Source organism: Corynebacterium pilbarense (genome assembly GCF_026930265.1).
Taxonomy (GTDB): Bacteria; Actinomycetota; Actinomycetes; order Mycobacteriales; family Mycobacteriaceae; genus Corynebacterium; species Corynebacterium pilbarense.
On sequence record NZ_JANRML010000012.1, the window covers coordinates 15,062 to 28,930 of the forward strand.

Sequence of the window (13,869 nt, forward strand, 5' to 3'; positions counted from 1 at the left end):
TCGCAGGCAGGGTGCGACACTAATGCGACGTGAGTACCACCACCGGAGCAAAACTGCATAAGGACCAGCCGCAGCCGCGCGGCGCGCTGGACACCTTCTTCCACATCAGCGAGCGCGGATCCACGGTCGGCACCGAGGTGCGCGCCGGGGTAGTGACGTTCTTCGCGATGGCCTACATCGTGCTGCTCAACCCTCTGATCATCGGCACCAGCCCGGACCGCGAAGGAGTTGTCCTGGGCATCCCGCAGGTCGCCGCCGCAACGGCGCTCGCCGCCGGCGTGATGAGCATCCTGTTCGGCGTGATTGCCAAGTACCCGTTCGGCATCGCCACCGGCCTGGGCATCAACACCCTGGTCGCGGTGACCATGGTGGGGCAGCAGGGCCTGACCTGGCCCGAGGCCATGGGGTTGGTGGTCATCGACGGCATCATCATCGTGCTGCTGGCCGTCTCCGGCTTCCGCACCGCCGTGTTCAACGCCATCCCGGATTCCATGAAGGTGGCCATGAGCGTGGGCATCGGCATGTTCATCGCCACCATCGGGCTTGTGGACGCCGGCTTTGTCCGCCGCATCCCCGACGCCGCCATGACCACCGTGCCGGTGCAGCTGGGCACCGGCGGCTCAATCTCGTCCTGGCCTACGTTCGTGTTCATCATCGGCCTGTTCATCTGCGGCTTCATGGTTGTGCGCAACGTTCGCGGCGGGTTGTTCATCGGCATCTTGCTCACCACCGTCATCGCCATGGTGGTCGAGGCGCTGACTGGCGCCGGCTCCTCCGCAGATAACCCGGAGGGGTGGGGCATGGCGGTGCCGGGACTGCCGGACAGCTTCGGCGGCATCCCGGACCTGTCCATCGTGGGCAACGTGGACCTGTTCGGCGCGTTTGTGAACCTCGGCGTGATCTCGGCGTCGCTGCTCGTGTTCACCCTCGTGCTGGCCAACTTCTTCGACGCCATGGGCACCATGACCGCACTCGGCCGCCAGGCCGAGCTCACCGACGAGCACGCCGTGCTGCCGGACATGAAGCGCGCCCTGGTCGTTGAAGGCTTCGGCGCTGTGGTCGGCGGCGCGACCTCGGCATCGTCGAATACCGTGTTCGTCGATTCCTCCGCCGGTATCGCGGACGGTGCGCGCACCGGCCTGGCCAACGTTGTCACCGGCGTGCTGTTCCTCGTCGCGATGTTTTTCACCCCGCTCTACGAGATCGTGCCTATCGAGGCCGCAGCCCCCGTGCTCGTGGTCGTCGGTGCGCTGATGATGATGCAGGTCGGCCAGATCGAGTGGTCCGAGTTCACTATCGCCCTGCCGGCGTTTCTGACCATCGTGACCATGCCGCTGACCTACTCCATCGCCAACGGCATCGGCGTCGGCTTCATCTCCTTTACCCTGATGAGCCTGTTCGCCGGCAAGGTGAAGGAGATCCACTGGATCATGTGGCTCATCTCCGCCCTGTTCGTGGTGTACTTCGCACAGGGCCCGATCATGGCGGCGCTGAGCTAAATGCTTGTGCCTATCGACGACCCGTCGGACCCCCGCCTCGACGACATCCGCGACCTGAAACACTCCGATAAGGAGAAGGGCTTGGTCTTCGCCGAGGGGCCGCTCGTGGCCGGACGGTTGGTGGAATCCCGCTTCCCAGTGCGCGCCGTGTTCGGCTTCGGCGGGCGGCTGGAGTCTTTCATGGCCGACTACGGCGACGAGCTCGAGCGCCGCGGCGTGCCGGTCTACCAGATCACCCGCGCCATCATGGGTGAGGTCGCCGGCTACGACATGCACCGCGGGCTGCTGGTTTCGGCCGACAAGCCGGAGCCGCTCTCCGTCGCCGAGGTGCTCGACGGCGCGCGCACCCTCGTGATCTTGGAGGGCGTGGGCGACCACGAGAACATCGGGTCCATCTTCCGCAACGCCGCCGGCATGGGCGTCGACGGCGTGCTCTTCGGCGCCGCCACCGCCGACCCGCTGTACCGGCGGGCCGTGCGCGTGTCCATGGGGCACGTGCTGCGCACCCCGTTCGCGCACCTCGACGGCACGCCGACGACGTGGCAGCGCTCGCTGGAGCAGCTGCGCGAGGCCGGCTGGTGGCTCATCTCGCTCACCCCGGCCGACGACGCCGTCGAGCTGAAAGACGCGATCCAGGGCCACGACAAGGTGGCCTTCCTCGTCGGCGGGGAGGGCCCGGGCCTGACCCCGCACGCGATGCGCGCCACCGACGTGCGCGCCAAGATCCCCATGGCGCCGGGGACGGACTCGCTCAACGTGGCGACGTCCGCCGCGATCGCGTTTTACGAAAGGAACCGCTAGCGCTCGCAAGCTCGCGCTAGGGAGCGAGGGGGGTTTAGCGGTCGAAGTGGCGGATGCGCTCCGAAAGCGCCTTCCACAGCTCCGTCGCCCGTGCGCGCAGGCCCCGGCCGACGCGTTTCGCGGCGGCCACGGAGGCGTCGGCAAGCTCGGCGAACTCGTCGCCGCGCTGCTGATCGGGGGCGTCCTCGTAGTCGTCGTACGCCTTCGACTTCTCCGCGAACTTCGCGGCCACAGCGTCCACCGACTTCACCGCGGGCGTTTTCTTTTCCTCAATTTTCGGCTCGGGGCGGCCGTCCACCGCGTAGCCGACGACGTTGATGTCGGGGCCGTCCTCGCCGATGTCCACGCCGAGCCAGTGGCGCTCTGCAGACAGCGCCAAGTCCCGCGGCTCGAAGGGTAGCGAGATGCCGCCGGCCGCCTCGGCGCGCTCGCCGGCCCAGTACGGTGCCTCGAACGGCTCCGGCAGGCCGAGGTCCTCGATGACTTGGGTGCGGGTAGCGCTGAAGCTGCGCACCACGGTCTCGCCGGTGAAGTGCGCGAACCCGCCGTAGTCGCTGTCCGTGCCGGTGGCGATGGCAAACACGTCAGAGGCGGGAAGGGCCGAATGCCACGGGGTTGTGGTGGACAGGGCCGAGGCGTCGTCGACAAGCATCCGCACCACCGAAACCCCAGGGAAGCCTGCGATGTAGAACTCGTCGCGGCCCGGCACCGAGGAGCGGTTCAGCGGAAACGAGCCGATCGGGGTGATCGGCCACGCCGGGTTGACCTGGGAAAGCAGCTTGCGGCCGAACCCGCGGTCGGCCTTCGGCTCGCGCTCGAGCACGCCGGCCGGGTCGGCGGTGTTGACAAACCAAAGCGTAAGAACCGCTGGGAAACTCATGCATACATCCTAGGGTGCTCAGCGCTTCGGGCGCTTGGTGTTCGTGCGGACCCCCAGCAACACGTCCTCCCAGTGCGGGGTGACAGCCTTGCGGCGGCGCTTCTTCGGTTGCCTTTCCTCGTCCGGGTGGCGCAGGAAGTCGCCCTCGAGCACATCGTCTTGCGTATCGACGACCTCCGGGTTGCCCTCGACCGGCAACTCCGTGACATCAGCTTCTGGGGCTGCTTGAGGCCCAGTGGCGCTGGTGGGGTCGTACACGTCGTAGTCGTTGTCGTTGTCACTGCCATCAGCGCTGACGTCGTCACGGTCCGCTCGCACCGCGGACAGTGAACGCACCGGCTGCGCGAAATCCGGGTCCGTCAGGTCCGCGGCCATGGCGTTGCGTGCCTCCGTCTGGGCGGCGGAACTCATGGAGCGCTTGAAGGTCCACAGCGCCTCGTTTTCCGTCAGCCCGGCCTTCCAGGTGACGTGGACCACCCAGCTGTCGCCTTGCTCGCGGGTAGCGTCCCATTCCGCGTCGCTGATCGAGTGCCCGCGGGCCGCGAACGCGGTGGCGAGGATCTCGAACAGGGTCTGCTTCGCGGGGCCGTCCTCGCGCACCGGGTGGGACTGCTTCGCGGCCTCCGCCACCTGTGCGCGCTCCAGCAGTACCGGGTGGGCGTAGACATCGAGGCGGCTTTCGGCCACGCCCATCTCCTCGGCCAGCGCGGTGGCGGTGGCGCCGGCGCGCAGGCGAGCCTGGATCTCGTTCGGGCGCATGGACAGGGGAGTGGCGTAGAGCGGGTCCGGCTCCGGCAGGGAGCGCTCCACCGGCGCGGGCGCTGGCTTTTGCGCGGCGGGTTCCTCTACTTCGGCGGAGTCGGTCTCGGGCTCGTCGGCGGTCGTGTCCAACACGGTCACCCCGGAGTCGCGGTCGGGGGTGGAGGGGGCAGAGGCAGAATCGGTGACGGAAACGCCGTCGATAAGCGAGGGCTCAAGCTCGGTGCGCGCCAACTGGTAACGCATCCCGTTATCGTCGCGGAGGACGAAAAACGTCTCCGTCGACTCGTCTTCCAAGAAGTACAGCTCGCGCATACGTCACCTTTCCGCCGGGCAGATACCCGACCAGCTTAACGGACAAGCCCGCACCTGCGGGCGTACCCGCCCGGTTCTCTGTGGTGTGTCCAGGCAGCTGCCGTTGTTGTCAGACGCGTCACAAACTTTGATACAGTGCCTTACGTAAAAACAGGTTGCCGGGAGCTATCCCAAAGACAGCCGAGAAAACTACCTGGAAGGGGAAATCAGTGGCTACTGAGAACAAGGATAAGGCCGTACTCCACTACCCGGGCGGCGAGTACGAGATGGACATCATGCACGCCACCGAAGGCAACGACGGCGTCGTGCTGGGCAAGCTTCTCGGCGAGACCGGCCTGGTCACCTTCGACCCCGGCTACGTTTCCACCGGCTCCACCGAGTCCAAGATCACCTACATCGACGGCGACGAAGGAATCCTGCGCTACCGCGGCTACGACATCGCCGACCTCGCAGAAAACGCCACCTTCAACGAGGTGTCCTACCTGCTGATCAACGGTGAGCTGCCCACCACCGACGAGCTGGAGAACTTCAACTCCGACCTGCGCCACCACACCCTGCTGGACGAGGACTTCAAGGCCGCGTTCAACATCTTCCCGCGCAACGCCCACCCGATGGCCGTGCTCGCCTCCTCGGTGAACATTCTCTCCGCCTACTACCAGGACCAGCTCGACCCGCTGGACGAGGAGCAGGTGGACAAGGCAACCGTGCGCCTGATGGCCAAGGTGCCGATGCTCGCCGCGTACGCCTACCGCGCATCCCGCGGCAAGCCGTACATGTACCCGGACAACTCCCTCAACCCGCGCGAGAACTTCATGCGCATGATGTTCGGGTACCCGACCGAGGACTACCACGTCGATCCGGTGCTGACCAAGGCCCTGGACAAGCTGCTCATCCTGCACGCGGACCACGAGCAGAACTGCTCCACCTCCACCGTGCGCATGATCGCCTCCGCCCAGGCCAACATGTTCGTCTCCATCGCAGGCGGCATCAACGCTCTGGCAGGCCCGCTGCACGGCGGCGCAAACCAGGCCGTGCTGGAGATGCTCGAGGACATCAAGAACAACCATGACGGCGACGCCACCGACTTCATGAACCGCGTGAAGAACAAGGAGAAGGGCGTGCGCCTGATGGGCTTCGGCCACCGCGTGTACAAGAACTACGACCCGCGCGCGGCGATCGTCAAGGACACCGCGCACGAGGTGCTCGAGCACCTCGGCGGCGACGAGCTGCTGGACCTGGCGATGAAGCTCGAGGAGATCGCGCTGAAGGACGAGTACTTCATCGAGCGCAAGCTCTACCCGAACGTGGACTTCTACACCGGCCTGATCTACCGCGCCATGGGCTTCCCGACGGACTTCTTCACCGTCCTGTTCGCCATCGGCCGCCTGCCGGGCTGGATCGCCCAGTACCGCGAGCAGCTCGAGATGAACACGAAGATCAACCGCCCGCGCCAGATCTACACCGGTTACCAGCAGCGCGACTTCGTGCCGCGCGACCAGCGCTAGGCGCAACCGAAAGGCGTCGATAAGCAGCATGCTTCGACGCTCCACCGCCGAGAACTAAGCTTCCCTTATAATTTCGGGAGGAAGTTCTCGGCGGTTTTGTATTGGGCCGCACAACTTGCCCACATAATTTGCAAGGAGTTTCATCGCTATGGAAAAGCCGTTCATCGACAAGCCGGAGGGCCCGGCGCCTGCAGACCTCGTCATTGAGGACATCACTGTCGGCGAAGGCGCAGAGGCCGTGGCCGGCGGTTTTGTCAAGGTCCACTACCTTGGCGTGGACTTTGAAACGGGCGAGGAGTTCGACTCCTCCTGGGACCGCGGCGAGGCCGCAGAGTTCCCGCTCACCGGCCTGATCCAGGGCTGGCAGGAAGGCATCCCCGGCATGAAGGTCGGCGGCCGCCGCCAGCTGACCATCCCGCCGGAGAAGGCATACGGCCCCGCGGGCGGCGGGCACCCGCTATCCGGGCGCACCCTCGTGTTCATCATTGACCTGCTCGACGCCAGCTAGGAGGCTGCCATGCGCATCCCGGTCACCACACTTAACGACGGGTACGATTTCCCCCTCCTCGGCCTTGGCACCTACAAGCTGACCGGCGACGAGGTGGAGCCCATCGTGCGCACCGCGATCGAACTCGGCTATCGCCACATCGACACGGCTGCGTTCTACGGCAACGAAGTCGAGGTGGGTAAGGCCATTAACGCCGCGATCAAGGCCGGCGACGTCACACGCGAAGAGCTGTTTGTGACCACCAAGCTGTGGAACGACGACCAGGAGCGCGTGGCCGAGGCCTACCAAGAGTCGCTCGAACGCCTCGACCTGGAGTTTATTGACCTCTACCTCGTGCACTGGCCGTGGCCGCAGCACGGCACCTACGTGAAGGCCTTCGAGCAGATCGCGGAGCTGCAGGGGATGGGCCGGCTGCAGTCTGTCGGCGTGGCCAACTTCTACCCGGAGGTGCTCGACGAGATCATCGATGCGACTGGTATTTCCCCGGTGCTCAACCAGGTGGAGCTGCACGCCGGGTTCACCCAGCCCGAGCTGCGCGCCTACCACGACGAGCGTGACATCGTCACCGAGGCGTGGGCACCGCTGGCCCGCGGCGCGAACTTCGACGACCCGGCCATCCAGGCCGTCGCCGACAAGCGCGGCGCGACCCCCGCGCAGGTCTCGCTGGCGTACCTGATGCAGCTTGGCTGCTCCGTGGTGCCGAAGACCGCCAACCCGAAGCGCCTGGAGGAAAACCTCGGCGCGGTGGGCGTCACGCTGGACAGCGAGGACGTCGCCGCCCTCGACGGCGTGAAAGGCGAGCGCCTCTCCGGCGACCCGTTGACGTTCCCCGGGTAGGGGATTTGGGGTGAGCCGCCCGGCTGCGTTGATCGCGGCCGGGCGGTTTTTCTTTTGCTGCTTTTCTTTTGCTGCGATATTTCCTGGAAAAGAATTCAAAGCGATTTGCCGAACAACGGGTATGTGTCTGTGTGGTAGGTTACATTCACATTGTTGAGTCGGAGATCACATAATTCCGGCGCGGCAAGGACCTTATTCCCGTGCATAAGAAAGGATCGAGGCCATGGCCGGTTCCACCGCTGTCCCGCAACGCCGCGAGCCAACTCCTGACGAGTTCGTGGCCATGCAGCAAAGCCCCGAATTCCAGGACCTGCGAGGCACGTTCCGCGGATTCACCTTCCCGGTGATGATCGCGGCGTTCCTCTGGTACGTCTTCTACGTCGTCTTCGCCACTTTCGCCCCCGACGTGATGGCCAAGGACTTCCTCGGCCTCAACGTCGGCCTCTGGCTCGGCTTGGCGCAATTTTTCACCACGTTTTTGATCACCTGGATCTACGTGAAGTGGGCGAACAAGAACATCGAGCCGCGCGCGGCTCATATCCGCGAAGAGATGGAGGGCTAAACCATGCAGACCCACCTGTTTGCAGCCGACGCCGGGGAAGCAGCCGGCAACCCGCTGCTCAATATCGCCATTTTCGCCGCCTTCATCGTGGTCACCCTCTACATCGTGACCCGCGCCGGTAAGACCACAAGCGAATCCGCGGACTTCTACACCGGTGGTGCGTCGTTTAGCGGCACGCAAAACGGCCTCGCCATCGCCGGTGACTACCTTTCCGCCGCATCCTTCCTCGGCATCGTCGGCTCGATCGCGCTCAACGGCTACGACGGCTTCCTGTACTCCATCGGCTTCTTCGTCGCGTGGCTGGTCGCCCTGCTGCTGGTGGCGGAGCCGCTGCGCAACGTCGGCCGCTTCACCATGGCCGACGTGCTGTCGTTCCGTCTGCGCCAGAAGCCGGTGCGCGTCGCCGCCGCGTTTGGCACCCTGTTCGTGTCGCTGTTCTACCTCATCGCCCAGATGGCTGGCGCGGGCTCCCTGGTGTCCGTCCTGCTGAACCTGCACTCCTTTACCGCGCAGGCGATCTGCGTGGGCATCGTCGGCGTGATCATGATTGTCTACGTCCTCGTCGGCGGCATGAAGGGCACCACGTACGTGCAGATGATCAAGGCCGTGCTGCTCATCGCCGGTGTGCTGATCATGTCGGTGCTGGCGTTCATCATGGCCAAGGGTGGCCTGACCGCGGTTTTCAGCCAGGCCATCGACACCCACTCCGCGTCCAGCTACCTTGCGGAGAAGGGCTACCAGGCCGAGGAGATTTTGAAGCCGGGTCTGAAGTACGGCGAGACCACCACTTCCAAGCTGGACTTCATCTCCCTCGGGCTCTCCCTGGTGCTCGGTACCGCAGGTCTGCCGCACGTGCTCATGCGCTTCTACACCGTGCCTACCGCTAAGGAGGCACGTAAGTCCGTGACCTGGGCGATCGTGCTCATCGGCTCCTTCTACCTGCTCACCCTGATCCTGGGCTACGCCGCGGCCGCCTTCGTCGGACCGGACCGCATCCTTGCCGCCCCCGGCGGCGCGAACTCGGCGGCCCCGCTGCTCGCATTCGAGCTCGGCGGCTCCATCTTCATGGCGCTGATTTCCGCAGTCGCCTTTGCGACTGTGCTCGCGGTCGTCGCCGGTCTGGCCATCACCGCCTCCGCATCCATCGCCCACGACATCTACGACGCCGTGCTTCGCGACGGCCAGGCCACCGAAGAAGAGCAGGTCCGCGTCTCGCGCATCACCGTGGTCGTGCTGGGTATCGTCTCCATCATCCTGGGCATCCTGGCGATGCAGCAGAACGTGGCCTTCCTGGTCTCCTTGGCGTTCGCCGTCGCGGCGTCCGCGAACCTGCCGACCATCCTGTACTCGCTGTACTGGAAGCGCTTCAACACCACCGGCGCGGTGGCGTCGATCTACACCGGCCTGATCTCCGCCCTGGTGCTGATCGCCCTGTCGCCGGCGGTCTCCGGCAGCCCGACGGCGATGTTCCCCAACGCAGACTGGTCCATCTTCCCGCTGACTAGCCCGGGCTTGGTGTCCATCCCGCTCGGCTTCCTCGGCGGCATTGTCGGCACCTACCTGGGCAAGCCGGACAACTTCGACGAGCTGCAGGCTGAGATGGAGGTCCGCTCGCTGACCGGTGTCGGCGTCGAGGCCCCCGTCGACCACTAAGGCTGAGCGCTAGCTCGAAACAAAAACGGCCCGGAGGCTCCGGGCCGTTTTTCGTTGCGCTACCTCATCCAGGAGGACGACAGCTGGCTGCTGCCCTGGAGCAGTGCGGACCAGTCGCCCGGCGTCAGGTTGGTCAGCGGGGAGGGCTGCCCCGGCGTCCACTGGCCCCAGTCGGAGGCGTAGACGTGGTTGATGTCCACCTGCACGCCCTGGATCGTGGCCTGCTGGCCGGCGACCTGGTGGAGGTTCGCCCGCGGGTGGACCTTGCCGCGGGAGCCCCAGTCGTGCTGCCAGAAGTAGGAGCCGATGCCGTCTTCGAGGCACCAGGCGATGGTGTAGTAGTTGCCGTACACGCCGAGCTGGTAGCCGGCGGCGCTGAAAGCGGCGCCCATGGCGGTCAGATACGGGTTGATCTGGTTGTTGAACTGCTCGAGGGTGGGGTTGTCGTCGATGGTCACGTAGATCGGGCGGCCGGTCGGCCCGCCCGCCGCGGTGTGCAGCGCCATCGCCTTCGGGGCGTGGGCGGCGGCGCCGAGCGCACCGCGCTTCCAATCGGCGGTCTCGGCGCGGCCGAACTGGTACACCGAAGCGACGGCCAGGCCGTTGGCCTTGTAGTCGCGGGTCTCGGCGGCGGTGACCGGTTTGCCGCGCATCCACTCGGCGCCGGGGCGGCGGTCGGAGACGTACCGCACCGCGCCCATGTGGCCGGCGGCTTTCACGGCGCTGGCCTGCGGCACGCCAGCCGAGTAATCCACCACCGTGCCAAGCACCCGGCGCTGCTGGGCCCGGGCGGCGGGGGCGGTGATGCCGGCGACGGCGGCTGTGGTTGCGGCGGCTGCGGCGCCCGCGGACTTGAGAAACGTGCGGCGATTAAAGGTAGTCACATGCGTCACTCTAGTCTCAGTGCGCCACAACTACCATCCAAATGGCGACGAGGTGGCACACGGCGGCGACAACGGTCGCGGTGTGGAAGTGTTCGTGGTAGCCGTAGTAGCGCGCGGAGCGGCCCGGCCACTTGAAGCCGTAGACCAGCGCGCCGAGCGTGTAGACGACGCCGCCGGCAAACAGCAGCCACACCACGGCGGGGCCGGCGGAGCTCCACAGCGTCGGCAGCAGCGGCACGATGATCCAGCCCAGGCCCACGTAGACGACGACGTCCAGCCAGCGAGGGTGGTTGATCCACACCAGGTTCAATACGGCCCCGCCGATGCCGCCCGCCCATGCCACCGCGAGCATGATCGCGGCGGTGCGCGGCTCGAAGACGATCAGGCACAGTGGGGTGTAGGTGGCGGCAATGAACACGGAGATGGTGGCGTGGTCGGCCCGACGCCACCACTGCACTGCCTCGACCGAGCGCCACGGCCACCGGTGGTACATCGCGGAGACGGCGAACAACAGCACCACGCCGGCGCCGTAGATGGTCACGCCGAGGGCCTGCGGCCACGGCAGGGTCATCCAGCCGAACGTGATCAGCACGGCCGAAGAGATGGCGGACAGGGCGGCGGCCACGAGGTGGAACCAGCCGCGCGCGGCTGGCCGGTCGCCGCGGTCCGCGATCACGTAGGTGCGCTGGACTTGGCCGGTTTTCAGGGCGGTCATGGGCGCCTCGCAGGGTAGGGGGGCTTTTCGCTCAAACCCTACCGGACCGTAGGTTGCGGTGGAAGGGCTTGCGAGCCTGTTTTCGGCGAGCGCAACCGCTGCGGTACTCTTACCCCATTGCCCTAGTAGCTCAGTGGATAGAGCACTTCTCTCCTAAAGAAGGTGTCGGAGGTTCGATTCCTCTCTGGGGCGCAATTTTTTGCCGATTTACCTGCCCAAACTACCGGTTGAACGGCGGGGAGACCCACGTGAACGGGCGGTCCAGCAGGGTGGTGCCCAGCTTCGACGGGGTGAGTACGAACGCCTCGCCGCCGGCTGGGGTGAGTTCGAGCGAGTCCCCGTCGGCGCGCCAGGTGAACTCCAGCGTTTCCTCGATGGGGCCGCGCGGGGCGGCGTTGACGCCGTCGTCGGTCATGGGGGCGGTGAGCTGGATAATCACCCGGTCGCCGTCGAGGGTGTAGAAGCCTTCCTGGAGGTCACCGGAGGCTCGTCGTAAGGCAACGAGCCCATGGAAGGAGCCCTCGGGGGTTTCTGCGCCCTCCACCCGGTAGAAGCTGCCAGCCGCGGGGCCGTCGATGGAGCCGAACGCGATCGCCGCCCAGCGCTGGTCGTCGGACAAGGCGGGAGCCGCGTCGATGTCGCCGCCGGACACCGCATACAGGCCGGAGAGCTCGGTGCCGTCCCGGTCGAGCGCCTTCGGGATGCCGTTGGCCATCATGAACCCGCCCGCACCGAGCGCGGCCACGGCGGCGACGGCGGGGAAGAAACGGGTCACGCGGTGGACTTTTTCGTTGGTGATCACCTGCGGCGCCTCGACGGCTTCCGTCGCGCGCCCCGCGAGGAAGCGGAACAGCCGCGGCAGCCACGGCACCAGCACCAGCAGGTACAGCAGCGCCTGGAAGGCCGAGGGGAGCTTCACGGGCACGTCGAACGTCATGTTCAAAAGCCACACCACGGCCAGATCGATGAAGCCGATCAGCCCGCCGAGCCAGGCGGTGCGCCGCCACAGCAACAACAGGGCGGCGACGAATTCGGCCAGCCCCGCGAGGAACTGCACGACGGGGGAGAACCCCATGAAGGTCCACAACAGGCCCATCGGGGACTTCTCGCCGAGGGTGATCAGCAGCTCCGGGAAGTCGGGCCGGCCCATCTGCATCAGGCCGAGTTTGAACAGGGCGTACGGCATGAGCAGAACAAACGCCGCCATGCGTATGACCCAGTGCAGTGCCCATCCAATTTGTTTCGTGTTCATGGGGCAGCAGTCTAGCTAGAATTGGCGGGGTGAAACCTTTGGCAGTTGTCGTCGGCGCCGGGCCCAACGGGCTCACGGCCGCCGCGCGCCTCGCGGCCAGCGGGTGGCGGGTGGAGGTGCTCGAGCGCGCAGCCAAGGTCGGGGGCGCGGCTGCGACGCAAATGCTTGACGACACCACGCTGGTCGACCTCGGCGCCGCCTGCCACCCCTTCGGCGCCGCCAGCCCGGCTTTCCGAGCGCTGCAGCTGGAGGACTACGGGGTGCGCTGGCTGCGCGCGCCGTACGAGATGGCGCACCCGCTCGATGACGGCGCGGCGGTGCTGGCGGGCTCGCTGGAGGACACCGCGGCGGGCCTTGGCGTCGACGGGAAAGCCTGGGCGCGGCTGCACACCCCGGTGGTAGCGCGCGTGGACGACCTGCTTGAAGACGTGCTGGCGCCGATGCCGCGCGTGCCCGGCCACCCGCTCGCGCTGGCGCGGTTCGGCGCGCGCGGGCTGTGGCCGGCCACGGCGCTGGGGCGCGCGGCGTTTCGCACCGAGGAGGCCCGCGCCCTGTTCGCCGGCAGCGCGACGCACGCGATCACCTCGCCGTCGCGCCCGCTGACCGGGGCGTTCGGGCTGCTGTTCGGGGCGCTCGGCATGACGCGCGGGTGGCCGGTGGCTTCAGGCGGCTCGGGTGAGGTCGCGGCAGCGCTGCGTCGGATCGTCGAGGAGCATGGGGGCGTGGTGCGCTGCGGCGAGGAGGTCCGCGCCCTGCCCGATGCGGACGCGGTGATCCTCAACCTCACGCCCAAGCAGGTGCTGCCCATTGGCGGCGCCGCCCTGCCTGCGCGCCGCGCCCGGTCGATGCGCCGGTGGCGTTACGGGCCGGGCGTGCACAAGGTGGACTTCCTGCTGGGCGCCCCGGTGCCGTGGGCGGATCCCCGGGTGGGGAAGGCGGCCACGGTGCACGTCGGCGGCACCGCGGAAGAGATCGTGCGCGCCGAGCGGGACGTGGCCAACGGGATCATGCCCGAGCGCCCCTTCGTGATGGCGGCGCAGCAGTACGCCGCCGACCCCTCGCGGGGGCTGGTGCTGTGGACCTACGCCCACGTCCCGCAGGGCTACCGGGAGCGTTACCCCGGCGAGGTGGCACAGCGGATCACAGCCCAGATCGAGCGGTTCGCGCCGGGCTTTCGCGCTGTGGTCGAAGAGAGAATTGAGACGCCGCCGCAAGAACTGGAGGCGTGGAACCCCAACCTCGTCGGCGGCGACATCGCGGGCGGCGCCATGGACGGCGCCCAGCTGCTCATGCGCCAGCCGCACCGGCTGCGCAAGGGGCTGTACCTGGCCTCCGCGTCGACCGCGCCGGGCGCCGGGGTGCACGGCATGCCCGGCTGGTGGGCCGCCGAGGCGGCGCTGCGGGACTTCGGGGCTACTCCTCGCCGGTGAGCTCGCGCAGCTTCGCGCGCACCGCGGAGGCCTCAGGGTTGGTGGCGTGGGTGCCGTCGGAGTAGAGCACTGTGGGCACGATGCGGTTGCCGTCGTTGACGGACTCGATCCAGGCGTTGACCTCGTCCATGCCGTCGGCGTCCACGTCGACCAGGTCGTAGGGGGTCTCGGTGCGGTCGAGGCGCTCGCGCAGCTTACGGCAGAACGGGCACCACTCCGCGGCGAAGATGGTCACGTGCGAGGAGGTCTCAGGTGCGGCAACGGTCATG

14 protein-coding genes and 1 tRNA gene are annotated in these 13,869 nt (G+C 67.0%); 9 read left to right on the forward strand and 6 right to left on the reverse strand.

The window, feature by feature from the left end:
• Positions 1-29 precede the first annotated feature (29 nt).
• Complete coding sequence (locus NUW87_RS08910; RefSeq protein ID WP_269028135.1) at positions 30-1,499, forward strand: NCS2 family permease; 1,470 nt, start codon at positions 30-32, stop codon at positions 1,497-1,499.
• Positions 1,500-2,300 carry a TrmH family RNA methyltransferase gene (locus NUW87_RS08915; protein ID WP_269028137.1) on the forward strand — a complete coding sequence of 267 codons (801 nt, stop codon included), beginning with the start codon at positions 1,500-1,502 and terminating at the stop codon, positions 2,298-2,300.
• Between the two features lie 34 nt (positions 2,301-2,334).
• Here the strand turns inward: NUW87_RS08915 and NUW87_RS08920 are convergent, their stop codons facing one another.
• Together NUW87_RS08920 and sepH are read right to left on the reverse strand one after the other, a co-directional pair.
• Entirely contained in the window at positions 2,335-3,180 is an 846-nt protein-coding gene (locus tag NUW87_RS08920; RefSeq protein ID WP_269028139.1) for a DUF6928 family protein, read from the reverse strand.
• An 18-nt stretch (positions 3,181-3,198) separates the two neighbouring features.
• Positions 3,199-4,254 (reverse strand): septation protein SepH, encoded by a 1,056-nt coding sequence (sepH, locus tag NUW87_RS08925; protein ID WP_269028141.1) that lies wholly within the window; start codon positions 4,252-4,254, stop codon positions 3,199-3,201.
• A gap of 209 nt (positions 4,255-4,463) precedes the next feature.
• On the opposite strand from sepH, the gene NUW87_RS08930 reads away from it, so the two are divergent.
• The 5 genes from NUW87_RS08930 to NUW87_RS08950 all read left to right on the forward strand — a co-directional run bounded on the left by NUW87_RS08930 (position 4,464) and on the right by NUW87_RS08950 (position 9,319).
• Positions 4,464-5,759, forward strand: a complete 1,296-nt coding sequence (locus NUW87_RS08930) for a citrate synthase (protein WP_239217406.1) — start codon at positions 4,464-4,466, stop codon at positions 5,757-5,759.
• A gap of 148 nt (positions 5,760-5,907) precedes the next feature.
• Positions 5,908-6,267, forward strand: a complete 360-nt coding sequence (fkpA, locus tag NUW87_RS08935) for an FKBP-type peptidyl-prolyl cis-trans isomerase FkpA (RefSeq protein ID WP_063938216.1) — start codon at positions 5,908-5,910, stop codon at positions 6,265-6,267.
• Between the two features lie 9 nt (positions 6,268-6,276).
• A complete protein-coding gene (locus NUW87_RS08940) occupies positions 6,277-7,104 on the forward strand; it encodes an aldo/keto reductase (protein WP_269028143.1) in 828 nt (275 codons plus the stop codon).
• 223 nt (positions 7,105-7,327) lie between these two features.
• Positions 7,328-7,666 (forward strand): DUF485 domain-containing protein, encoded by a 339-nt coding sequence (locus tag NUW87_RS08945; protein ID WP_181890168.1) that lies wholly within the window; start codon positions 7,328-7,330, stop codon positions 7,664-7,666.
• 3 nt (positions 7,667-7,669) lie between these two features.
• Complete coding sequence (locus NUW87_RS08950; RefSeq protein WP_269028145.1) at positions 7,670-9,319, forward strand: monocarboxylic acid transporter; 1,650 nt, start codon at positions 7,670-7,672, stop codon at positions 9,317-9,319.
• Between the two features lie 59 nt (positions 9,320-9,378).
• On the opposite strand, the gene NUW87_RS08955 is transcribed toward NUW87_RS08950, so the two are convergent.
• Positions 9,379-10,203 carry a DUF1906 domain-containing protein gene (locus NUW87_RS08955; protein WP_377734624.1) on the reverse strand — a complete coding sequence of 275 codons (825 nt, stop codon included), beginning with the start codon at positions 10,201-10,203 and terminating at the stop codon, positions 9,379-9,381.
• A gap of 16 nt (positions 10,204-10,219) precedes the next feature.
• The gene (trhA, locus tag NUW87_RS08960; protein WP_269028148.1) at positions 10,220-10,918 is read right to left on the reverse strand and encodes a PAQR family membrane homeostasis protein TrhA; all 699 of its coding nucleotides are present in this window, start codon (positions 10,916-10,918) and stop codon (positions 10,220-10,222) included.
• Positions 10,919-11,037: 119 nt separating this feature from the next.
• Between trhA and NUW87_RS08965 the strand changes: the two genes are divergently transcribed.
• A tRNA-Arg gene (locus NUW87_RS08965) sits at positions 11,038-11,110 on the forward strand.
• A gap of 28 nt (positions 11,111-11,138) precedes the next feature.
• Here the strand turns inward: NUW87_RS08965 and NUW87_RS08970 are convergent.
• Entirely contained in the window at positions 11,139-12,170 is a 1,032-nt protein-coding gene (locus NUW87_RS08970; protein ID WP_269028149.1) for a hypothetical protein, read from the reverse strand.
• A gap of 29 nt (positions 12,171-12,199) precedes the next feature.
• Between NUW87_RS08970 and NUW87_RS08975 the strand changes: the two genes are divergently transcribed.
• Positions 12,200-13,600 carry a phytoene desaturase family protein gene (locus NUW87_RS08975; RefSeq protein ID WP_269028150.1) on the forward strand — a complete coding sequence of 467 codons (1,401 nt, stop codon included), beginning with the start codon at positions 12,200-12,202 and terminating at the stop codon, positions 13,598-13,600.
• Here the strand turns inward: NUW87_RS08975 and NUW87_RS08980 are convergent.
• Positions 13,584-13,868: a mycoredoxin gene (locus NUW87_RS08980; RefSeq protein WP_126858355.1), complete on the reverse strand. Its 285-nt coding sequence runs from the start codon at positions 13,866-13,868 to the stop codon at positions 13,584-13,586. The two genes, NUW87_RS08975 and NUW87_RS08980, sit on opposite strands and share 17 nt — an antisense overlap.
• Position 13,869 lies beyond the last annotated feature (1 nt).